The sequence below is a fragment of the Dyadobacter luteus genome (genome assembly GCF_003383615.1).
Classification (GTDB): domain Bacteria; phylum Bacteroidota; class Bacteroidia; order Cytophagales; family Spirosomataceae; genus Dyadobacter; species Dyadobacter luteus.
Genome location: NZ_QNUL01000003.1, coordinates 327,265 through 350,892, shown reverse-complemented (window position 1 = coordinate 350,892; position 23,628 = coordinate 327,265). Strand labels below are relative to the sequence as shown.

20 protein-coding genes are annotated in these 23,628 nt (G+C 41.8%); 14 read left to right on the top strand and 6 right to left on the bottom strand.

All coding sequences use genetic code 11. The features are described from left to right. The 7 genes from DSL64_RS06540 (at window position 1) to DSL64_RS06510 (ending at window position 5,465) form a co-directional block, all read left to right on the top strand. Window positions 1-717, top strand: a complete 717-nt coding sequence (locus tag DSL64_RS06540) for an HAD family hydrolase (RefSeq protein WP_115829857.1) — start codon at window positions 1-3, stop codon at window positions 715-717. Window positions 718-765: 48 nt separating this feature from the next. Next, a complete protein-coding gene (locus DSL64_RS06535; protein ID WP_115829856.1) occupies window positions 766-1,677 on the top strand; it encodes a PfkB family carbohydrate kinase in 912 nt (303 codons plus the stop codon). An 11-nt stretch (window positions 1,678-1,688) separates the two neighbouring features. Next, window positions 1,689-2,267, top strand: a complete 579-nt coding sequence (locus tag DSL64_RS06530; RefSeq protein WP_115829855.1) for a DUF4833 domain-containing protein — start codon at window positions 1,689-1,691, stop codon at window positions 2,265-2,267. Between the two features lies 1 nt (window position 2,268). After that, on the top strand, window positions 2,269-2,880 hold the full coding sequence (locus DSL64_RS06525; protein ID WP_115829854.1) for a sterol desaturase family protein: 612 nt from the start codon (window positions 2,269-2,271) through the stop codon (window positions 2,878-2,880). A 534-nt stretch (window positions 2,881-3,414) separates the two neighbouring features. Continuing rightward, on the top strand, window positions 3,415-4,170 hold the full coding sequence (gene cmoA, locus DSL64_RS06520; RefSeq protein WP_115829853.1) for a carboxy-S-adenosyl-L-methionine synthase CmoA: 756 nt from the start codon (window positions 3,415-3,417) through the stop codon (window positions 4,168-4,170). After that, window positions 4,167-4,895, top strand: a complete 729-nt coding sequence (locus DSL64_RS06515) for a methyltransferase family protein (protein WP_115829852.1) — start codon at window positions 4,167-4,169, stop codon at window positions 4,893-4,895. The genes cmoA and DSL64_RS06515 overlap by 4 nt, the downstream gene beginning before the upstream one ends. A gap of 183 nt (window positions 4,896-5,078) precedes the next feature. Then, window positions 5,079-5,465 (top strand): hypothetical protein, encoded by a 387-nt coding sequence (locus DSL64_RS06510; protein ID WP_115829910.1) that lies wholly within the window; start codon window positions 5,079-5,081, stop codon window positions 5,463-5,465. A gap of 62 nt (window positions 5,466-5,527) precedes the next feature. On the opposite strand, the gene DSL64_RS06505 is transcribed toward DSL64_RS06510, so the two are convergent. Next, window positions 5,528-6,631, bottom strand: a complete 1,104-nt coding sequence (locus DSL64_RS06505) for a DNA alkylation repair protein (RefSeq protein WP_115829851.1) — start codon at window positions 6,629-6,631, stop codon at window positions 5,528-5,530. A 135-nt stretch (window positions 6,632-6,766) separates the two neighbouring features. Here DSL64_RS06505 and DSL64_RS06500 point away from each other — a divergent pair, with 135 nt between their 5' ends. From DSL64_RS06500 to DSL64_RS28930, 4 genes are all read left to right on the top strand, one after another. Beyond that, entirely contained in the window at window positions 6,767-8,677 is a 1,911-nt protein-coding gene (locus DSL64_RS06500) for an AAA domain-containing protein (RefSeq protein WP_115829850.1), read from the top strand. Between the two features lie 30 nt (window positions 8,678-8,707). Further along, the gene (locus DSL64_RS06495; RefSeq protein WP_115829849.1) at window positions 8,708-9,748 is read left to right on the top strand and encodes an aldo/keto reductase; all 1,041 of its coding nucleotides are present in this window, start codon (window positions 8,708-8,710) and stop codon (window positions 9,746-9,748) included. Window positions 9,749-10,884: 1,136 nt separating this feature from the next. Continuing rightward, entirely contained in the window at window positions 10,885-14,160 is a 3,276-nt protein-coding gene (locus tag DSL64_RS06490) for a putative Ig domain-containing protein (RefSeq protein ID WP_115829848.1), read from the top strand. A 191-nt stretch (window positions 14,161-14,351) separates the two neighbouring features. Next, the gene (locus DSL64_RS28930) at window positions 14,352-14,522 is read left to right on the top strand and encodes a hypothetical protein (RefSeq protein WP_158547890.1); all 171 of its coding nucleotides are present in this window, start codon (window positions 14,352-14,354) and stop codon (window positions 14,520-14,522) included. Window positions 14,523-14,735: 213 nt separating this feature from the next. Here DSL64_RS28930 and DSL64_RS06480 read toward each other — a convergent pair whose 3' ends face one another. Next, window positions 14,736-15,314 (bottom strand): YfbU family protein, encoded by a 579-nt coding sequence (locus tag DSL64_RS06480; protein ID WP_115829846.1) that lies wholly within the window; start codon window positions 15,312-15,314, stop codon window positions 14,736-14,738. Between the two features lie 235 nt (window positions 15,315-15,549). Between DSL64_RS06480 and DSL64_RS06475 the strand changes: the two genes are divergently transcribed. Continuing rightward, entirely contained in the window at window positions 15,550-15,825 is a 276-nt protein-coding gene (locus DSL64_RS06475; RefSeq protein WP_115829845.1) for a hypothetical protein, read from the top strand. A gap of 27 nt (window positions 15,826-15,852) precedes the next feature. Here the strand turns inward: DSL64_RS06475 and DSL64_RS06470 are convergent, their stop codons facing one another. The 4 genes from DSL64_RS06470 to DSL64_RS06455 form a co-directional block, all read right to left on the bottom strand. Beyond that, complete coding sequence (locus tag DSL64_RS06470; protein WP_115829844.1) at window positions 15,853-17,124, bottom strand: replication-associated recombination protein A; 1,272 nt, start codon at window positions 17,122-17,124, stop codon at window positions 15,853-15,855. A gap of 96 nt (window positions 17,125-17,220) precedes the next feature. Next, complete coding sequence (locus DSL64_RS06465) at window positions 17,221-17,802, bottom strand: RNA polymerase sigma factor (RefSeq protein ID WP_115829843.1); 582 nt, start codon at window positions 17,800-17,802, stop codon at window positions 17,221-17,223. Between the two features lie 160 nt (window positions 17,803-17,962). Then, window positions 17,963-19,591, bottom strand: a complete 1,629-nt coding sequence (gene ade / locus DSL64_RS06460; RefSeq protein WP_199539338.1) for an adenine deaminase — start codon at window positions 19,589-19,591, stop codon at window positions 17,963-17,965. A 291-nt stretch (window positions 19,592-19,882) separates the two neighbouring features. Beyond that, complete coding sequence (locus DSL64_RS06455) at window positions 19,883-20,746, bottom strand: AraC family transcriptional regulator (protein WP_115829841.1); 864 nt, start codon at window positions 20,744-20,746, stop codon at window positions 19,883-19,885. A 300-nt stretch (window positions 20,747-21,046) separates the two neighbouring features. Between DSL64_RS06455 and DSL64_RS06450 the strand changes: the two genes are divergently transcribed. Continuing rightward, window positions 21,047-22,702, top strand: coding sequence for a UxaA family hydrolase (locus DSL64_RS06450; protein ID WP_115829840.1), 1,656 nt, complete (start codon window positions 21,047-21,049; stop codon window positions 22,700-22,702). A 145-nt stretch (window positions 22,703-22,847) separates the two neighbouring features. Then, on the top strand, window positions 22,848-23,621 hold the full coding sequence (locus tag DSL64_RS06445) for an SDR family NAD(P)-dependent oxidoreductase (protein WP_115829839.1): 774 nt from the start codon (window positions 22,848-22,850) through the stop codon (window positions 23,619-23,621). The last annotated feature ends 7 nt before the right edge of the window (window positions 23,622-23,628 follow it).

The window sequence follows — 23,628 nt, the reverse complement described above, 5'->3', positions numbered from 1 at the left end:
ATGATAAAAGGAGTATTGATAGATTACGGTGGGACGATAGATACAAACGGTCTGCATTGGGGTTCGGTTTTGTGGAGCGCCTATCAGAAGTTTGAATCAGGGATTACAAAGGAAGAGTTTTCCAAAGCCTATTCATTTGGAGAACGTTCGCTGGCGATTAACCCTATTATCAAACCCTCGCATTCCTTTTATGACACGCTTGAATTGAAGGTTGAACAACAGTTTCAATTCCTGAAGGATAATGGTTCGGAGTTACCTGCAGAGCTTATTAAAGCAATTGCGAAGGAGTGTAACGACTTTGCATTGGAGACAGTAAGAAAGGCAAAACCTGTTCTGCAAGAGCTGGCCAGCCAGTATCCTGTTATTCTGGTTTCCAATTTTTACGGGAATATCAATCGTGTGCTGGAAGTGTTTGAAATCGAATCTTTCTTTCAGGAAATTGTAGAGTCGGCTGTGGTGAAAGTGCGTAAGCCTGATCCTAAAATCTATCAGCTCGGTGTTGAAGCACTGGGATTGAAACCTGAGGAATGTGTGGTTATCGGTGATTCTTTCACCAAAGACATTGTGCCGGCCAAAACAATAGGTTGCAAGGCGATTTGGATCAATGTGGCGGGATGGGAAGATACCACCGTCAATCATGAAGGACCGTACCAGGCAGATGCTGAAATTAAGGATTTCAGTCAGGTTCCGGGTATAATAAATCAGTTGAATAAGTAATCTGTGATGCTGGTTTATCGAAACCGGCCGGACTAAACCAGTAATAAAATGTACGATATCTGTACCATAGGGCACATCACGCTGGATAAAGTAGTGACAACCCAATCTGTTAAATTTATGCCGGGGGGTACCTCATTTTACTTCTCAAAAGCGATACAGAACTTCGATCTGAATTATACCCTCGTGACTGCACTGAGCAGCGAAGAGGCCCATATAGTAGATGCTTTACGTGAGTCTGATATAGAAGTGCATGCGCTTTTCAGTGAGTTTACAGTTCACTTTGAGAACATCTATAGTCAGAATCAGGATCACCGTGAGCAAAATGTACTGCATACTGCAGCATCTTTTGATGTTCCGCAGATGCCGGACATCAATGCGAAAGTGTTCCATCTTGGACCATTGCTGTCGGACGATATCTCCGTTGCGCTTATAAAACATTTGGCGTCAAAAGGAGAAGTATCACTGGACATCCAGGGTTTCCTGCGCTATGTCAAAGACAAAAAAGTGTACTATACGGATTGGGCAGACAAGAACGAAGCCATGCCATACATCACTTACCTGAAAGCCAATGAGTTTGAGATGCAGGCTGTAACCGGTACCGCTGATGTTGAGGATGGAGCCAAAATTCTGGCTGAGATGGGTGTGAAAGAGGTGATTATCACTTTGGGAAGTAAAGGCTCGGTTGTATACAGAGATGGAATTTTCCATACCATTCCTGCTTATGAACCAGCTGCAATCGTGGATGCAACCGGCTGTGGAGATACCTACATGGCGGGTTATCTTATGAAACGTATACAGGGGGCGTCTATCCAGCAGTCCGGAGAATATGGGGCAGCTATGGCTACGTTAAACATTGCGGTCTCCGGGCCGTTTACCCATGGAATTGAAGAAGTGGAAGCAATTATTAATCAGGGTTCTTATACCCCGTACATTACGAGTGTGAGTGCCGAAGAAAAGTAAGGCTGTTTTTTATGAAATACGTCATCAGCATATTAATAATCAGTTTGATACCGTTCCTTTTTTCTTTTAAAGGAACAAACTTAGACAAATCGGTTGAGAAGGGGAGTCTGGCAGATCCTGACACTTTTCCGGTTCCGGGTCGCGAGGTTCCGGGTCTGTTATTCTACATACAGCGGGATCCTAATACGAACACAATTGTGTATGAGCTGAACAGGGATGCACAGGGTCAGGTGAAAGAAAAAGATCCCGTTAGTACCTTTTGGATACGTTATCCCGAAGGGGGAGGTCGTAAAGATCTGAATTATCTTCAACGTAAATTTGCCTACGGAATCAACTCAAAGTCAATTGGTAACGGAGATTTTGAATTAAGATCTGTCGCTTATTCGAAGTTGCCTTTGTATCTCAGAAAGGACAGTAAGAATAAATACCATGTTTACGCTGACATAGGTACCAGAAAATGTATTCTGAGCCGTGTGTTTATACGCATTGATGGCGGGACTTTCTGGTCTCCGAATGTACTTTATATTGAATTAAAAGGAACTGAAATCGCAACCGGCAAAACTATTGTACAACGCATAAAACCATCCTGACATGGCTAAAAATTATGTCTCGAACTCGCGTGAGTCCACAAGAATGTTCAAGAGCAACTTTCTTGAACCCCTTTCCAAAGTCCATTACAGCGTTCCACTTTTTATTTTTATACCGGTAATCGGCTATTTCTCATGGAGCGCTCTGTTTCCCGGTAAGATGTCGCTGCTTTCATTCGCAGCCTATTATTCGGGAGGACTTTTCATCTGGTCGCTGACAGAATACGTGATGCACCGCTTTGTGTTCCATTTTACTCCTAAAGGTAAACTTATGGAACGCATACATTTTATCTTTCATGGTGTACATCACGATTATCCCAACGATGCTATGAGACTGGTAATGCCTCCTTCTGTAAGCATTCCGCTTGCTACGGGATTCTACTTTTTGTTTAGTTTGTTTTTCACTGAATTCCCATTAGCTGCTTTTTTTTCGGGATTTATAACGGGTTACCTTTTCTATGACATGACACATTATGCGCTGCATCATGCCAGTTTCAAAAATGAATTTTGGAAGAAGCTCAAAAAACATCATATGGTACACCATTATTCGGATAGTGAAAAGGGATTTGGAGTCAGTTCAAATTTTTGGGACAAGATATTCGGATCGGATTACTGATCAAAGATAAAATAGCGGGCTAAGGCCGGTTGCACACAAATGCAGTCGGCCTTTTCTTTTTTATCTCTACTGATGTTTCAAAACTTTAATTGTGTGTAATGGTCAGTCTTAGTTAATTGTATCGAGTTCTGCTTTTGGTTTATTGAAGAATATTGTGCTTCAACGTTACCAGTATCTGATATGGAGGGAAATATATAATTTTGTGAGAAATCCAACCATCCTACTTGCAGATTCCAGCGCTTACACAACATCGTTACTATATTTCCTTAATGTTAAGAATTTTGAAATTTAGGTACGATAGCCAAAAACTGTCTTAAATGGATGTAAATCGTATTGTAATATTTAATTTATTTGGTATTTGAACTCTTTTTCAATAGTTCCAATTTTTCTGATCTTTCAGAAATTCTAAGGTTTTTTTAATACCTTTCCCGCTTATTCTGCGTACTGTATAATAATCCGGTATATCTGGCTTAGGAACAGCCCGGATCAGACAAGCGAAAAGTATTGACGTACCTAACTTTAAATTACTCAATTATGATTACAGAGGATGTGGAACAGGGAGGAAGGGATTTGGTTTTTAATGAAGAGATTACAAAAGTTTCAGATTTCAAATTCAGTACAAAGGTTGTCACCGTTTTTGACGACATGGTGAGCCGGTCGGTACCGTTTTACAATGAAACGCAGAGAATGTTGGCGGAGATTGCTGCTGACCATGTTAAAGAAGGGAGCTTCGTTTATGATTTGGGGTGTTCTACAGGAACGACCATGATAGAGGTTGATAAGCTTATTCCTTCCGACGTACGATTCATCGGTATTGATGAGTCTACAGAAATGCTGGATAAGTGTGATAAAAAGCTCAAAGAGGCTGGTTTTGTGCGTCCGTATGATCTTGTTGTGGGTGATTTGCATGAGCAACTTCCCATTAAAAATGCCTCTGTGGTAATCCTTTGTCTCACCATGCAATTTGTACGACCGCTCTACAGGGAGCGCCTGCTTCGGAATATTTATGAAGGATTGAATCCGGGTGGTGTATTGCTACTTGTAGAAAAGGTGCTCGCCGAGAGTACTGTTTTCAACCGTGACTTTATAAAGTACTACTATAATTACAAGAGACGAAATCATTACAGCGAAATGGAGATTTCGCAGAAACGGGAGGCGCTTGAAAATGTACTGATACCCTATAAGTTGTCAGAGAACCTGTTACTGCTTAAAGAGGCAGGTTTCGGAGATTGCGAAACTTTCTTCAAATGGTATAATTTTTCGGGAATGATAGCTCATAAAAAATCATGATTTCAATCGGTAATTTCTTTTTCAAATACAGGAACACACTCTTCATTTTTCTTTACTTATTGCTTTTCTTACCTTCTGCTCCACTGTTCACGCAAGAAGCATTTGGCCCAAACTATTATCTAATTCCTATCATATTGGGTCTGGTAATTACCTTCTCAGGAGAAATTATACGCGGAATAACCATTGGGTTGGCGTATATCATTCGGGGCGGGCGTGATAAAAAGGTATACGCTGAGAAGCTCGTTACAGAAGGAATATTTAATCATTGCCGTAATCCGCTGTATGTGGGTAATATTCTGATGCTGCTGGGCGTGGGTGTACTTTCGAATTCTCTGATCTATGTAGGAATTATCATTCCGTTGTTTCTCTTTATTTATCAGGCGATTGTGTTAGCTGAGGAGAATTTTTTGCGTAACAAATTCGGGTCGGATTTTGATCAGTACTGTAGTCGGGTTAACCGCTGGCTGATCCGGTTTGGTGGGATAGGTGCCACCATGAACCAGATGCGATTCAATTACAAACGCTGGTTGTTGAAAGAATACAATACGCTAATGGTCTGGCTTGTCGGGATCGTGGCAATTTTGCTTTTTAAATATCCTCAAATAGTACCGGATGAAGAGCAGAGGCTCTATATTTTTGCGACTGCGCTGGTGATTCTGGGTATAGTTTATTTCTATGTGCGTTATCTGAAGAAGTCAGGAAAAATGACTGATCAGATGGGGTGAGCATCCAGATCATTTGCCGTTTACTAAATATTGTATAATAAAAGTTCGAATATTTATAAATATTCGAACTTTTATGCTTTTGATTGTTACCTTGGGTATAAATTTTTGTATTAATACCCGTGAAGAAGAGTGGGTTTTACTCCAGCACGGAATTATAGCACACAGGATAAAATTTATGCAGAAATGGTACACGAAAAAATATTTAAACTTACAGTAGACAGAGAGGCAAAAATCGTTGTGAAAGGAAGCCTCATTAGTTCAGGACAGGTTGTGATTGATTATGATTTTCTGGTAAAGGAAAAGAACGATCATGCCTTCCGTGCTCCTATAGGTGCTGATCATCCTAAGTACTGGAAGCTAAAAAGATTGTCGAATGAGAAGGCAATCCTGTTGCAATTGGTATACAGTGGTCTGTCAAAGAAACAATTGAATGCTGCCTTGAAGGAATTTAAGGAGAAAGCAGGAGACGATTATGTGTTTGAGGACACGCTTGTAGTCGAAAAAAAGGTCAGGAATCTGAAGGGAATCAAGGGGTTGGCTTTGGAAAACAGAACAATGGCAACTGCCTGAATCGTATAGAGTAAATATTTTCGGCTGACTTTTCTTTTCAGAATTGTCAGCCGGATTTTTGTTTATACATCTAATCGGAATTCGATTATTGTCTTCTCCTCTCCATTCACAATGAGCGATAACTTATGCAAACCCGAATAAAATGTTCTTGTGGTTATAGGTCTGAAGCTTTGTTTTCTTCCAATTGTCGAGCGCTCTAAAGCCGCGTAAGATCTCTCACTGATTTTAAATACTTTTTTGGATAACAGCCCATTTGCTTTCATATAATAGATTGCATATTCCAATCTGATAGTACGAGCTATGGCAGACTCGTTTTGTACAGTAAAAGAAAAGGACAGATTTTCTCCTACTCTTATTTCAGACGACTCCAATTCTATGGCGCTCATGCTGATGTTATTGGCAGTCAATCCATAGTAGTCGAGAATAGCTGCATTGCCCTGTTTTAAAAGTGTCCGGGCCCCATGTCGGATAATGGCATCTGTTTCTTTGCTCTGACCCGACCATTTTTTTGCAGTTTCGAGTACGATATGCGGATGTGATTTCGCAATATCATTCAGGCTGTTAGCAACACTTCTTCTCACGGATTCTGACGAATCATATTTCAAATTTTCAAGAATAGGCAATACCAGCTCCGGGGTTTGCTTTAGATAAGGAACGGCCATCGCCCATGGTAACCGGGGACGTGTTCCTTCACTCGCCAGTCGTCTTACAGTCGGCTCCGGATGCTGAGACCAGACTAGCATTTGTTTCAGCATCTCATCCGGATACCTGATCAGAAACGGTCTTACTGCAAATTCGCAAGTGATAAATTGTGTCATGAATTCCAGAGCGATAACCGCATTCGGATAATCATCTATTCCGTAATTTTCAATATAATCAGGAAGAAAGGCGAACTCCAGACTTCCTGCACGGAAATTATCTTTTAACAACTGAGCAATGATTTGCTTTAAAGCAGCAACAGAATCAGAAAACCTCGCAGGCAAATAGCTATTCAAAACACGTGCGGTGTGTCTCATACGGTCTTTTAACTCCATATCAGCAAATTGATTCGTAAAGATTCCATCAATGAAAGCAGCTTTATCAAATTGATCCAGACTAACTTCTAGGCTTCCGGCTAATTTATTATAAAAAGAAGGAGAGTAAAGGTCTTTGAGAAGTGTGCTCATAAATGCATTTCTATATTTCAGAGTAACAGATTGGTAAAAATACAGATTCGGGTGTATACGGAAGGCGTTCACTCCTGAAAATTTACTTCCCAGGTGTGTCGCCGAACTTCATGCGTCATCAGTTACTTTTGCAGCATGGAATATTTCAAAAAATTGCTTGACCTGCTGAAGATAGAGCGGGAAGAAGACAAGCAATCCTATATAAAGCTTATAGAAACCACTTCGGTTTCGCAACGACGTGCTGCTGGTTTATCCTGGTACCCTATTGCTATTCGCGGATCTGAAATGAGCAGAGGTGACTATCTTACCGTGGAGGTGGAGCGCACTACACACACTGACCTTTCGCATCAGTTGCGGTTTGGTGTTCCGGCTGTTTTGTTTTCTAACCATGATCCTAAAAAGGATAGGGTGGAAGGCACAGTGACGCACCAGAGTGGTAACCGGTTAAAGATAACTTTAAAAACCGATGAGTTGCCCGACTGGTCCCGGGATGGCAAGCTTGGGATTGATCTGCTTTTTGATGACAATAGTTACGACGAGATGCAATCTGCTCTTAAAACAGCTTCTCAGTCTGCGGAATCGGGAGAACTCGGGCGATTGATAAGAGTACTGACTGGGCTGGATGAGCCTACTTTTAATGATAAACTTGTAACTCAACCTATTCCTTCTTTAAATGAATCACAGCAACTGGCGGTAAAAAAAATTCTGGCAGCCAATGAGATTGCCGTGGTACACGGTCCTCCCGGAACAGGCAAAACTACTACGCTGGTACAGGCTGTGAAGGCACTGATTGTGCAGGATCATCAAAAAATATTGGTTGTCGCCCCTAGTAATACCGCTGTTGATCTGCTGAGTGAGAAGCTTTCGGAGGCTGGATTGAACGTACTTCGTGTGGGGAATCCGGCCAGAGTATCCGAACGGTTGAATGATCTTACACTGGATAGTAAAATGGCTGGTCACGCGCGAATGAAGGAGATCAAAAATCTCAAAAAGCAGGCGAACGAGTATAAGAACATGGCGCATAAGTATAAGAGACAGTTTGGGAAATCGGAGCGTGAGCAAAGGAAGGCACTTTTCGATGAGGCGCACAGGATTATGAAAGAGGTGACGAATTCGGAACAATATATTATCGATGATGTCGTGAGCAGAGCGCAGGTTATTACTGCGACTCCTGTAGGGGCCAATCACTACACGGTAAGAAATGTGAAATATCGTACTGTTGTGATAGATGAAGCAGGGCAGGCACTGGAACCAGCGTGCTGGATTCCTATATTAAAAGGGCAGAAGGTGGTTTTGGCGGGTGATCATTTTCAACTTTCTCCAACGATTAAATCTGACGAGGCTGCGCGGAATGGATTGGCAAATACGCTTCTTGAAAAAAATGCCGTATTATATCCCGAAGGAGTTGTGCTTTTGGAAGAGCAATACCGGATGCATGAATCTATCATGCGTTTTTCATCTCAGATATTTTACGAGGATCGTTTGCGGGCACATGAGTCCGTTAAAAGCAGACTTTTGTTCCCCGCAGATTTACCGGTTACATTTATAGATACTGCGGGCTGCGGGTTTGATGAGCAGTTGGACGGTACAAGTTCGACTAATCCGGAAGAAGCAGCCTTTCTTTTTAGGCATTTTTCGCAATTGGCTAGTGATCTTGAGAAACAGGGCTATACGGATAAGAATTTTCCTACGGTAGCCATTATTTCACCATACAAGCAACAAATTGCTGTTCTTGCGGATCAGCTGAAGCACGCTCCTGATCTGCAACCCTATGTTTCCAATATTTCTGTGAACACCATTGACAGTTTTCAGGGGCAGGAACGGGATATCGTATATATAAGTATGACCCGAAGTAATCCGGAAGGTACCATAGGATTTCTTTCTGATATACGAAGAATGAATGTGGCTATGACCCGTGCACGTAAAAAGCTGGTTGTAATAGGAGATAGTGCAACGTTATCGGTACTGCCCTTTTATAGTTCGTTTGTATCTTATGCCGAAGAGCTAGACGGATACAAAAGTGCATGGGAGTTTGCTGAAATTTGATAAACAGACATATATAAACTGAAACAAACTATGGAATACAGACAGTTAGGAGGATCCGGTTTGAAGGTGCCGGTTTTGAGTTTTGGTACAGGCACGTTTGGTGGTGGCGGAGATTTCTTTAAAGCCTGGGGAAATACGCAAGTAGACGAAGCTTCCCGTATGGTGAAGCTTTGTCTGGATGCCGGAGTTACATTCTTTGATACAGCCAATGTTTATTCGCAGGGAGCGTCTGAGGAAATATTAGGTAAAGCTATAATAGGTTTACGGGACAAGATTATTTTGTCGACGAAGTCTACATTCAAAATGGGGGATGGCCCCAATGATTATGGTTCGTCGCGTTTTAATCTGATCCGCAGTTGTGAGGATAGTCTGCGGAGGCTCAATACAGATTACATTGATATTTATCACATGCATGGCTTCGATGGCAATACGCCTGTTGAGGAAACACTAAGTGCGCTGGATGATCTTGTGAAGAGTGGTAAGGTGAGATATATTGCATGTTCTAATTTTTCAGGATGGCATCTGATGAAATCATTGTCGGTTTCTGAAAGATATGGTTGGGCTAAATATGTTGCTCATCAGGCTCATTATTCCCTTTTGAGCCGTGAATTTGAATGGGAACTGATGCCGCTTGCTTTGGATCAAAAGGTTGGAACGATTGTGTGGAGCCCCCTTTCGGCCGGGCGACTGAGTGGACGTTACCGGAGAGATGCGCCAGTTCCTGCAGATGGGAGAATCGCTCAGGGGGGAGGAGAGGGACCCGCAGTCCCTGACGATATTTTCTATGGAATTATTGACGCGCTGGATGAAGTTGCAGAAGAAACCGGAAAGACAGTTGCTCAGGTTGCCCTGAATTGGGTACTTCAGCGACCTTCTGTAAGTAATGTTGTGATCGGAGCCAGAAATGAAGAACAGCTGATACAGAATTTAGGTGCTGTTGGTTGGAATCTTAATACGGATCAAGTGAAGAAATTAGACGCTGCGAGTGAAAGATCACCCATTTACCCATATTGGCACCAACGAAATTTTAAACCACTGAATCCCCTTCCGGATTTTTACAGAGAGCGATAGTACCAGTATATGGTAGTAATATTTGTCGGTGAGCATCGATTTGGGGATTTTTGTCCTCAGGTCGATGCTTTTTTGTTGATTTATCTGTGGCTTTGTAGTCTGTTCTCTACAATAACAATCCATTATCTGTATTGTGCTGACAGATGTCCTCCCGATGTCTAAAAACAATTTGTGACATGAATTATGTCACCGCTGGTTTGTGATGTGATATGATTGAATTTTTATTCAAAATAATTCTATTGGTTATCAAATTATATGAGTAGGATTAGTTTGTGGCACTAATTTGTATTTATATATGGAAGTTAAGTTATGAAGTGGCTTAATATGGTGTATATCTTGATTTTATAGTACATCTTAGTTGATTAGAACTTTAACGAATGTTTATATTATAGCTAAAGTGAACGATTTTGTTTTGTGAAAAATACAAGTGTGTGAAAATGGCCGGTAGATAATTGTTGTGTAAAGAATAGAATTAATTGTTATCTATAAGTGATTAATATTTTTATTTATAATGATAATGATTAGTTTTGGTGCGAATAAAGATCATTGTTTTACTACGTACCAGTTTTGGTAGTATGGAGGTAGTATTGAGTTGATAGTAAATTAATTCGTATGGTGGGTGTGAAAGCTAGCGGGGTAGTAAGCGCTATATAGTAGTATGAGTACGTATATAGGGTAGGGTAGCGTCTTGCAATTGCCGGCGACTATTTTACGAAAAGCTATTGTCTGTAACTACAATGCAAAAAATTGTAAACCTGATAATCAACAATATAAGTTAAACTTTACTCACAAACGCGCTATGAAAAACTTAATACTTCTCCCGGTGGGTACTCTCATCCCATCCAGCCCTGTTTTCTTGCACTACACGCGCTATTTACCTTCCGGTAAACCCAGCTGCAAAGTTTCCAAACACTTATTATAGGTCTGCAAATGAGCTGCAGTTTCAAATGAAGCTGTGCTAAGTCTTGTTTGTTAAGTATTTGTAAAAAGGTGTGTTAGCTTTCGTTATCAAGTGTTTCGATATATGTCGGAACTCAGAATTTCATATACCTCCACAATTGCAACTCTGGTGTTTTTTAATGTTTTACCAAGTTCAATAACGCTTATCTAATTGTTTTACTTTACTCTTTAAACTTATGAAAAGATTTACGAGGTTTTTTAACTATTTAAAGTTCGGGAGCGGAGGGCTGCTGGCTGTCCTTCTCGCATTTTCGACACAAAACGCCGAGTCGCAGACGAAGACGTATCTGACAGGGCAGAAGACGGGAGATTTCTATAATACAAAGGTATTGGGAGTCGGTGGTGCAGAAATAACTTCACCTATAGCAAGGAATAATTTTTATTATGGTACAGCATCTGTATTAACGGGGTCTACCACGGCTAGTGCTACTATGAAGGCTACGGACCTCAGCGTTGTAGCAGGGCTGGCTGGAGCCAATGTATATTTGTTGTTTAGAAACACCGGTAATGCTCCTATTGCAGCAGGGACGCAAGTTTATTTCAAATTAGGTGCGAAGCCAATAACTGAGGGTATCAATGTTAATGTCAGTACTCTTCTTGGATTATCTACCATTTACAATATCACTGGTTCTGTATATAAAAATGCAGGTGCATATACCCTACCTGCTGGCCTTGATATTTTTGGTGATTCGAATGAGGGAACTACTATATCTAATAATAATCAAACCACTACCAAGCTATTAATCGACAAAAATAATGATTGGCACGCAGCGGTGACTCCTCCGGCTTCAGAAGCATTTAATGCCGTTAGGTTGAATGTTGCAGTTCCTACTGGTTTAAAATTGGTTGCAGCATCTTCGGTTTCTACTAATGTTCATAATGCGTTTACGGTATCTACAGGTAATGCTTGTAGTGTCAGACCTTTGTTTACGGGGTATGGCAGTACAGGAATTACACTAACTACCGAATCTGTTTTAGCAGGGCTCGATCTGGGTCAATTAGTTGCAGATGCTCACCTGGCTATTGATGATAGTCCCACAACCTATTCAAAGTTTAGTAACGGTTTAGCAAATGTTGGAGTTGCAAATACAATTGCCCAGGAAATCCTGTTTGATCATACGGCATCAGCTTCCGATGCAGTGAAAATTCATCTCTCACTTAATCAGTCAGTGATTTCGTTAGATCTGCTTAGCGGAGGTGTAACGTTCAAGGCTTACAAAGGAGCAAGCAATACTCCGGTAGCCACTCAGTCACTTCAAAATAGCCTAAGCTTAATAGGACTTAATTTGGCAAATATCTTGACTATAAATAGTGGCTATGCTGATATTAATACTACTTTTCAGCCTGGTGTTGAATTTGATCGGGTAGAGGTTTCATTTAATGGGGGTTTAATTAATGCAACTGTAATAGGTGATGCATTACGCCTTTATGATGTAGAACTTGCAGCACCTGCTCCAGCGATTTCTTCGACAGTGACGCTGGGTGCTAATAATAGTTTAACTGTATATGCGGGAATGCCGTTGCCTACAATTACTGCTACATCTGCTGGTAATAATATTCTATGGTACGAAGGGTCCAGTACGACAGCTTTGTCAGGTTCTCCAAGTTTGTCGCCATATAATTTACCAGTTTCCTCAATTGCTACAGCTGGTAACTATGTTTACTATGCTGCTTCTCAAAAGGTAGGATGTACTAACATTTCCGCAAAAGTGCCTGTAAATATCACAGTATTACCAGTACCAACATTCATAAATCCGACTTACGTAGTTGAGGGAGTTAATTATACAGGAACTGGAAAGTCGATAACATATACCGGAGGGCAAACTGGTAGTACTTATAATTTTGCTGGGGTCTCAGTTACCAACCTAACTAATGCTGGGCTAACACTAGGGACAGATGGGCGTATAACTGGTATTCCAACAGGATCATTTGCAGAGGGAGGAACAACTATTACATTTACCGCAACTGTTACTGATGGTGCATTTGGTGGTACTCCAGTTGTAGTTGAAAGGCTGTTCTCAATATTAGTTTACCCAAAAGTGGCTGCCAACCCTGTTGCATTGCCGTCAGGTATCCGGACACAGCCTTATACAAGTACCTCTATTGCTGCCACAGGTGGAAGTGGTACTTTCACTTATGCGCTGACGGGAACATCGGGTCCATTGCCGGCTGGTTTGACTTTGAATGGGAATGGTTCAATAAGCGGGATCCCTACTGGTGATGCGGGAGTCTACCCTATAACAGTCTTGATTTCAGATCCTACATCCGGACAATCTTTAGAGGCGGCATACAGTATTACGATTTATAACCCATTGGTGGCAAATACAGCTCAATTACCTAATAGTTATGTAGGAGCTTCACCATATCCGGCAAATATTCCGGTGCCCACAGGCGGGAGTGGTGAAACAGCCAATTATAACTATGAAGTAACTGGTGGTGTCTTGCCCGCTGGACTGACCTTGAATGCGAATGGTACCTTCGGAGGATCACCATCAACGGCTAATAGTTATAGCTTTACAGTTACCATTACTGATCCTGCTTCAGGTTCGACAGTAGCTCAATCTTATACTAATGTTGTAATTAGCCCTGAGCTGGCACTACCCGGAGGTACCTTCCCAACTGCAATAGTTAGCCAAAATTCTTACTCTGCTTCAATAGCTCAGGCAGTGATAGAAGGTGGAAGTACAAACGGTAGTGCAACAGGCGGTATTTCCGGAGCGACGCTTACTTATTCGCTTACGCCTCCTAGCTTGGGATCAAGAATACTGGCTTTCCCAACAGGATTCAACCTGGCTTCGGATGGCACACTTACTGGTAATCCAAATACCACAGGAATCAGCACAAATACCTTCACGGTGTATGTGACGGATGGTCAGCAGATAGCCAGCAACGATTATACGCTTATTATCGAATCTTCACTTCCTGTTAAACTGGCTTCTTTCAAGGTAGCGAAAGAAGGAGAGGTTGCTCAATTGACGTGGTCTACAACTTCGGAATCGAATAGCGAAAGCTTTGAAGTACAACGAAGCAGGGATGGTAAAGAATGGAACGCCATTGGTAACAGAGATGCAAAGGGTGAGAGCTCAGCCATTGTTACCTATAACTTCACAGATGTTAATCCTTTCGATGGAGAAAACCTTTATCGTCTGAAAATGATTGACAGAGATGCAACATTTGCATTGAGTGGAATTCAGAGCGTAAGGTTCGCTATCGAATCTCTGAAACTGTATCCTAATCCGGTTGCCAATGCTGAGCCTTTAAATATTCAGGTGAAAGATTGGGGATTGGTTAAAACCGTAAAGGTATTCAATACACTGGGTAAAGTCGTATTTGAATCTGCGGGAGATGTTAAGTCTGTGGTTTCTACAGAACAGCTTGTGTCCGGTCTTTATATAGTTCAGATAACTCGTAAGGATGGGCAGATCGTAAGCAGCAAATTTGTTAAAAGATAAAAATAGTAGATGTATTTTTAAAAGTCGCCGGGCAGTTTGTCCGGCGACTTTTTTGTGTATCATAGGTTTCGAATAACATCGAAGTGCGGCGTAAATTTTACAGATAGACTGCGTTCCGCGATGGCATGTATATGGAATGATTATTTCATTAGAAGTGACTAGAAAAAATGTAGAACCTAACTCAAATAACTATGGTACAGTCATTTTTGAATTTCCTTTCATTCTGGCCCTATCTTGTTTTGGTAATGATGGTAGGAGCCGGTCTGTGGGCAATTTGGGTGATACGCCAGTTGTCAGCAAAGAAGCAATTCAGCAATAATTACAAACACCATTCAGGCCAGGTTTTTAGGAAATTTGCATAAGGTGAATATATCTGCCAGGTTTGATACAGATGAGCTTATAATGTGGGGTATAAATAAAAACATCCGGGGGCAAGGAGCCCCAGGATGTCCGATTTTACTCAACGTTATGAGTACTGTTACCAGTCCTCAAATACAAATTTAATTATTTTATTGGAATAAATATCTAATATTTAGTAATTTAAATTTAATAACATTATAATGTGAGTCCTTAATTTATTTGCCGGCCTCAGTCTCGTCTAATTCATTCTCCTTAATTTCGTCATTTACCTCTTCGATTAGTGCATCGATGAACTCTTGTAACTCGTTGCTGCTGTAGTGGGAGCTGTTGGCAATCTGAAGACGGTTATAGACGGCGAGCATCTTATTGTACTTAACCATGCTAAGCGGATTATGCGAACGGAGATTGCGTCCGCGGTAATCGTGGTGTTCGTCCATTCTGTCGACAAGATACGACATCATGTGGTAGTACATTTCATTGTTGTCATCAAATCCTTCAAATTCCAAACTCGCCAGATTGAGCAGTTCTTGTTCTGATATAGGCAAATTTCTGACAGATTCATTGATTCTCTTGTACATTGCGAGAATTGCTTCTACATCATTGTATACTGATATTGGTATTTCTTCGTACAGTTGATCGAATACTTTTGGGTATAAACCTGTATACCCCTTTTCCAGTATTTCAATTCTTTTTGCTAACTGCTCTTGTTGCTCCTCATTTTCAACAACTAAAAGTAACCTGAATTGATTGATGAGCATTTGTCGCTGCTCCAGTGTGAGGGTGGTTGGTATCATAGTTTTACCTGGAAATATTTGATCATACTAATTTGTGGACAGCAAGATAATACGAAATCTAAATCTATAGCATCAAAAATTTCGGGTTAAGGTTGTTGCTTCATCGAAGTTGTTCTATATTTGTATCATATTTCTTCCGCTAATATCCTTGAATAGAAGATTTTTCGTTGCCTTACCAAATTTCACAATTGTCAGAATTTAGGTCTTAAAAGTTCACGATTTTTACAAATTTTCGATGAAAAATAAGCCGAAAATACTTGAAGGTTATGAGATGTTTGGTTCATCCCCAAAGTGTGATAATGAAAAGGCTGTCAGAGTATTATCAGATAAAGAAACTGAGGAGAATCTGAAGCTTTTTGCAAATAGAATCGGGTCTGACTGGAAGGCAGCTGAATCCGGAGGCTCTTCTCGTATACTGTCGTATGGTGATTTTGAAAAAGCTATTGCCCATAAAAAGGACGATATAGCAGAATTTCTAAAAAGAGAACGGGATGCAAGGAAAAAGTCATAATAAAGTCGGTTTCCAATTACCTCGATCCTAGTATTTATAATGGTCTCCCCACCAATATTGTAGTTTTTTTCGGATCTCTTCCTCTCTCGCATTGCTGCCGGGCTCAAAAAGTCTCGTACCGCTTAGCTCTTCGGGTAAAAACTCCTGCCTTGCAAAATTGCCTTCGTAAGAATGTGCATATTTATAATCCTTTCCGTAGCCAATTTGCTTCATTAATTTGGTTGGAGCATTGCGAAGATGCAGCGGAACGGGCAAATGAGCCGTATTTTTAGCCAATTCAATGGCTTCGCCGATCGCCATGTAGCTAGCATTACTTTTTGGTGACGTGGCCAGATACACCGCTACCTGAGACAGGATGATACGGCACTCCGGATAGCCGATTACATTCACCGCCTGCATACATGCATTAGCCATAATCATAGCGGTGGGATTGGCATTGCCTATATCTTCTGAAGCCATAATCAGCATCCTTCTCGCTATAAAGGAGGGATCTTCTCCTGCTACAATCATGCGTGCCATCCAATATACAGCACCATTCGGATCGCTTCCACGGAGAGATTTTATAAATGCTGAAATGATATCATAATGCTGTTCGCCGGATTTATCGTAACGGGCTATGTTCTGTTGAGCGACTTCGGTTACCCACTCATCAGTGATTTCAATCTCGCTGACATCACCTTTAGCTAACACAACCAGTTCCAGCAAATTCAGTAGTTTTCTTCCGTCACCCCCTGATAGTCTGAATAGGGCATCGTAAGAATTGAAAGTAATATTTTTGCCAGCCAGCCAGCTGTCTTTAACAAGTGCCCGGTCAATAATCTCTTTTAGTTCATCCTGCCCGAATGCTTCCAGAATATATACCTGGCATCGGGAGAGCAAAGCCGAATTGATTTCAAATGACGGATTTTCAGTTGTGGCCCCGATCAATGTGACCTGGCCTTTTTCAACTGCTCCGAGCAATGCGTCCTGCTGGCTTTTGTTATACCGATGAATCTCATCAATAAATAAAATAGGCGGGAACAAGCCGGATGGTCTGGAAAGGATTTCCCGAAGGTCTTTTACACCTGAACTGATCGCACTCAGGTTATGAAATTGCCTTTTGGTAACATCAGCGAGCAGGAGTGCCAGCGTCGTTTTACCCACTCCGGGCGGTCCCCATAAAATCATGGAAGGAATCGCATTTTGCATAATTGCCCGGCGTAAAGAACCCTTAGGGCCTAACAGTTTATCCTGTCCTATATAATCATCCAGGGTTCTTGGCCGGAGGCGTTCCGCAAGTGGTGTGCTCACCATAGTCATTGGCAAAAGACTGATTTGGTTTTAATATACCATTGATAACAAAAAACGCGTGGCATAGTTCGCCACGCGTTTTTTATATGTCGGTTAACTTAAATATCAGAAAGTTAGCCTTTCCAGAGTCATTTGTTTTTTCAGATTTCCTAAAGCACCAAACACAAGATTATAAACCGACTGGATATTGATTTTCATCAGATCGGCGATCTCGTGGTTGTTAAGGTTCATGTAAAATTTAAGGAAAATGGCTTCGCGCTGGCGACGTGGAAGTCCGTTGATGGCCACGTTCAAATGCTGATTGGTAGAATCAAATTCTTCTTCAGATATCATATGATTTTCGTGAGAAGGCGTATTGATGTGCCAGTATTCTACAGGAATATCTTCATTGCTGGTATGTTTCTGCTGTGCATTAAGGTGGCGAACCAGCTTTCTTTTGATAGATGCCATCAGATAGAACCTTACCGATGTAGTATCACCTAAGGTGGCTCTGTTTTTCCATAACTCTACGAACAAGTCGTGAATGCAATCTTTAATCAGGGGTTTGTCAATTGTGAATTGTGAGCAATACTGGTAAAGAATATGCACATAAGATTTATAAAGACATGCATAAGCATTTTCGTCGCCCTTTCTGAACTGATCCCAGAAGCAGAGCTCTTCTTCTTGTTTGTAGCGTAGGTGAGCCATTTTTGTTAAGGTTAGGAATTAACTGAGGTTAGGAATTATTAAATAAGGGTCATTTATACACTTGTAAATATATTTATAAAAAAACACATTATAAAAATATTTACAGATAAAATTACATCGGATGGCTTAATCTTACAATTTCAATCATTTGGCTTGTTTATTATATTGTCAGAGATACAAATTCAAACTTGTCACCATTGAATAACCCCTTGTCACTGAGCTTTAGTGACGGAATTACGAGGAGTGCCATAAACGACAAAGTCATGTACGGCGACTGTAATGTAGAGTGGAGCGAGCCTTTTACGAACTCGTCCATTTTGGTATATTCTGCGGCAACCTCATAGCCATCACGGTCAGTCATCAGTCCGGCAATCGGTAATTCCAGTTTCAATTTTTGACCTTCGCCTACAGCAGAAATCCCTCCTTTTGCATCTATAAGCAGATTGACAGCTTCGGCAATACTGGCATCATCGCAGCCCACCACAATGATATTATGTGAGTCGTGTGCTACGGTTGATGCAATAGCTCCGGTTTTCAGTCCGAAGTTTCTGATAAAGGCAATTTCAGGTGTGCTATCCCTATATCGGTTTACCACGGCAATTTTCAGAATGTCACGATCAGGATCCGCCACGATCAGCCCGTCCTTCATGGGAATCGGTTCAGTGAGCTGATTTGTGATCAGGTGTCCTTCCAATGCTTCGATGACTCTTAATTGTGACGCGGTTTGGTTTGCTTTACACTGAAAGTCTTCCGCATTTTTTCTTTTACAATCAAATTGATTGATATGGTTGCTCGGAAGATTTGGGATCAGAGAGGTGCCGTTTTCGGCTATAAGTTCACCATCCAGCCATGTTTGTATAATATCAAAGTCATCGAGATTATTCACAACGATGAAGTCTGCAGCGTCACCCTGCCTTAGCAGACCTACCGGTAAATTATAGTGTGTAATTGGATTTAAGCTTGCAGCTTTGAGCACATCCCATAATGAATGTCCTTGTTCCAAAGCTCTTTTTACAAGCAGATTGATATGGCCGACTACAAGAGAATCGGGGTGTTTATCGTCAGAACAGAACATGATTTTTTCGGGAAACTCACTGAGTAAAGGAATCAGCGCTTCAAAGTTTCTTGCTGCACTTCCCTCGCGGATCAGTATTTTTACTCCGTAATCAATTTTCTCTCTGGCTTCTGCATAAGTGAAACATTCGTGATCGGTGCTGAGTCCTGCATTGGCGTAGGCTTCGGCCTGCTGTCCACGAAGTCCGGGAGCATGTCCGTCTGCTGGTTTGTCGAAATGTTTAGCCCATGCGATTTTGGCCAGCATGTCAGGATCGCCACCCAGCACGCCCGGAAAATTCATAACCTCGGCCAGATAACCAATGTCATCACTTGCCAGCAGCTGTCGTACATCTTCAGCGTTAATCGTGGCACCGGCTGTTTCGAAAACAGTTGCGGGCACGCAGGATGGCGCACCAAAGCAAAACTTAAATGGTACACGCTTTCCGTCGGCGATCATATAATGTACGCCTTCTATTCCAAGTACATTAGCGATTTCGTGGGGATCGGAAACAGTAGCCACAGTTCCGTGTACTACGGCCAGGCGGGCGAATTGTGCGGGCGTGAGCATGGAGCTTTCGATGTGCACGTGGGCATCTACAAAGCCAGGTAATGCATAGGGCAATGTAGCGTTTTCAGGTCCGAAGATCAATATTGCAGATATCAGTCCGTTTTCAATTGTTACTTCTGCTTCACTTACAGACTGTTCAAATATGTTTACAAGATTAACGCGCATCAATAGTTTGGTTTAATACAAGTTGGTGTGACATCACTACTTGTTAAAGCTATACATTTTGATTTTAGAATGTTTAATCCTGATTTGTATATTCCCGTTATCTGCTACTTCAACTAGGGCAGGTTATATACTGCTATCTGAAAAGGGTAATTAATTATTTGTAAAGTACAAAATTTGATTTGGCTTAAACTTTAATTATCTGAGCATATTTTTCAACTATTCTGGCTTTTTCCTCTCCGATTGTTCTCCAGTGCTACAAAATAATATCAGTTTATAGCAGCGTATGGCTTTCTAAGACCGATACTCTTTTTGGTATCTCAAAGGGCTGTTGCCTGTCAGGTTTTTGAAGTATTTATTGAAATTGGCAAAGTTGTTGAAACCGCTGTCATAGCAAACTTGTGCAACACTCAACTTTCCTTCTCTCAGTAGTTTACAGGCATGTCCGATACGTAATTCGAGCAAAAACTGAGAGTAAGTCTTACGACTCCTGCTTTTAAAGTACCGGCAAAAGGAATGCGGGCTGATATTTGCCACTTCCGCAATTTCTTCGATACTAATTTTTTGTTGAAAATTGGCAAGAGAGTATTGGTATATCTGATTGATCCGATCAGTATCGTGGGCGTCAAATTCCTGTGGATAATCCGAGCTGGAAAGTTCAGAAGCTTCGGGATTCTGCGATAGTGTCTGCAGGATTTTAAGCAATGCAATCACCGGGTTGCTTTCTTTTTCGTCAAGAAGATCCTGCAAGATACCTTTCACTATCTCATTCTCAGGCCCGGTCAATTTCATTCCTTTTCTTGTACGTAGTAATAATTCCCTGATGGCTTTGTTTTCGGGAAGATCCAGAAACGTGCCGAAAATGCTTTCTGAAAAATGCAGTACCGTTGCCTGCGCATACAAATTTGTGTCTCCCTGGAAGTACTTTTCGTCACATCGCCAGTAATGAGGTAGGTTAGGTCCTATCAGGATAAGATCACCACTTTGAAAATTCTGGATATTATCACCCACAAACTGAGTGCCTGAGCCCTGTTCTATATGAACGAGTTCCAGTTCCGGGTGGTAATGCCAGCGGTTATAGAAATACAGAACCACATCGCGGCGTATGCTGAAAGACTGCTGTAAGGCCTTATGAACTTTTAAAAGTTGAGGTTTCACTGTTAAAAAAGCATGTTACTAAGCTGTGAAAGTATTAACATGCCAATATAGTTGAAAAAAATGCTATTATTGTAAAATTATGAAGTTCAGGAAAACTATTCATTTGTATTCAATTTCACCAGGAACAATGTATTTAAATTTTGGTAACTTTTTCCTTCTGATCCCGAATGCCCGAATGCGATTGATCTGCCCGAAAAGTATTTCAATCTTATTTTTAATTTGAATAGTAAGTTTGGGCACTGAACTGTTTTTAAAGCTCAATTCGGAATTAAACAGGAATTATTACACCAAAAAATCACTATGGCGTCGAATCTTTTAAAAATCCATCCATCTGACAACGTCATTGTTGCGTTGCGTGATCTGCCTGCGGGAGATATTGCAGAATGGAATGGTGAGCAGTTTAATCTTGCTTATGGCGTTTCTGCAAAACACAAATTTGTAACGGAGGATATTGAAACAGGAGGGGCAGTTATCATGTACGGGGTTCTGGTAGGAAGAGCTACTCAGCCTATCAAAAAGGGTGAGCCTATCACGACGTTCAACCTGAAACATGATGCGCACGATTACAGTACGGCGAAAAGACAACCTTATACATATACACAACCGGATGTAAGCAAGTGGGAGGGGCGTACCTTTAATGGTTACCATCGTGCTGATGGTAGGGTTGGGACATACAACTACTGGCTGGTGGTTCCTTTGGTATTCTGTGAAAACAGAAATGTCATGATCATGAAGGACGCGTTTGAGCGCGAGTTGGGATATGCTCAAACAGACATCTACCGTGACCATGTCCGGGATTTTCTGAATCTGTATAAAGCAGGAGATATCAATGCGATCCGGAGTCTGCAAAGTTCGGGCGAGCAGCAGGCAATTGTAGATCGTAAACCAGATCGTCCTTTTCAAAATGTGGATGGTGTGAAATTCCTGACGCATGAAGGAGGTTGCGGGGGAACACGCTTTGATGCCAATACATTATGCTCATTGTTTGCTTCCTACGCGGTGCATCCGAATGTGGCTGGTATTACGGTGTTGAGTCTGGGATGTCAGAATTCGGAGTTGAAAACACTGGAAGACGAAATCCGCAAAAGAGACGCCAATTTCAATAAACCGTTTTTCGCGTTCGAACATCAGAAAGGTACAGAGTACTCATTGATGTCGGGAGCAATTAAAGAGACTTTCATAGGACTTACTGAGATCAATAAATTTGAAAGAGAACCGGCGCCTTTGTCTAAGCTTTCTGTTGGTCTGAAATGCGGAGGATCTGATGGGTTCTCGGGTATATCGGCCAACCCTGTTCTTGGGCATCTTTCAGACATCGTAGTCGGATTGGGCGGACAGACTCTTTTGGCTGAATTTCCTGAGCTGAACGGTGTAGAGCAGGAATTACTGAACAGATGTGTAACCGAAGAAAAAGCTGCCAAGTTTGAGAAACTGATGCGTGACTATGCAGGTAAAGCTGAAGCTGTAGGTTCTGCGTTTGCATTTAATCCTTCACCTGGTAATATCAAAGATGGTCTGATAACAGATGCGATCAAGTCTGCCGGGGCTGCTAAAAAGGGAGGAAATGCATATGTTTCGGATGTATTGAATTATACAGAGCGTGCTACAGAATCGGGGCTACATTTGGTTTGTACTCCTGGTAATGACGTCGAAGCAACAACAGGACAGAGCGCTGCAGGTGCGAATGTAATCTTGTTCACCACTGGCTTGGGTACGCCAACAGGTAACCCGATTTGTCCCGTTGCCAAAGTGGCTACCAACTCAGTTCTGGCGAAACGTATGCCTGATGTGATTGACTTCGATTGCGGACCAGTCGTTGACGGAACGCAGTCTATTGAACAGAATGCGGAACACCTTTTAGAATATGTAATTAAGGTGGCCAGCGGTGAGCTAACGAAAGCGCAGCAACTGGGTCAGGATGACTTTATTCCGTGGAAAAGAGGGGTTTCTCTCTAGTGAATGAGGCAGAGGGGTTTGGGCATGGGGGTAAGGGTGTTGAGTAGAGGGTGTGGGGAAGGTTTTGAGTAAAGAATAAATTAAAAAACCTTTCCATATAAAGCCGGCTTGAGTTGAAGCCGGAGGATTTTTTAATATTAAGATCATGTTTGATTTAAGCGGAAAAGTAGCTCTGGTAACAGGAGGAGCAAGCGGCATTGGATTAGCTATCACGAAGACATTCGCCAAACAAGGCGCTCATGTCCATATTCTTGAACTCAATTTTGAACTTGCCAGGCAGGTTGCTGATGAGATCAGAAAGGAAGGAGGACTTGCCGATGCGCATGCAGTCGACATGTCTAAGCAGGCAGATGTGGTGAGCCTAATTGATGGTATCGCTTCCGGACAAAAGATTGATATCGTTGTGAATAATGCCGGTATCGCTCATGTTGGCAAGGCAGATACTACCCAGGAAGCTGATTTTGATCGCTTGTTAAGTGTCAACGTGAAGGGTGTCTACAACTGTCTTTTTGCTGCTATTCCGCATCTGAAAAAGGGCGGTGGAGGTGTGATTTTGAATATGGTGTCCATTGCGGCTACCGTTGGTATTCCTGATCGCTTCGCTTATTCGACAACCAAAGGTGCGGTATATTCGATGACACTTTCGGTAGCCAAGGATTACCTGGCTGATAACATACGTTGCAACAGCATTTCTCCGGCGCGTGTACATACGCCATTTGTGGATGGATTTATCTCCAAAAACTATCCTGGTCAGGAAGCTGAAATGTTTGAGAAGTTGTCTAAAACGCAACCCATTGGGCGAATGGCAAAACCAGATGAAATCGGGGCGCTGGCGCTTTATCTGTGCTCAGACGAGGCTGGCTTTGTTACGGGCTGCGATTATCTGATTGATGGGGGATTTGAGAAGCTAAATAATTGATAGCGAA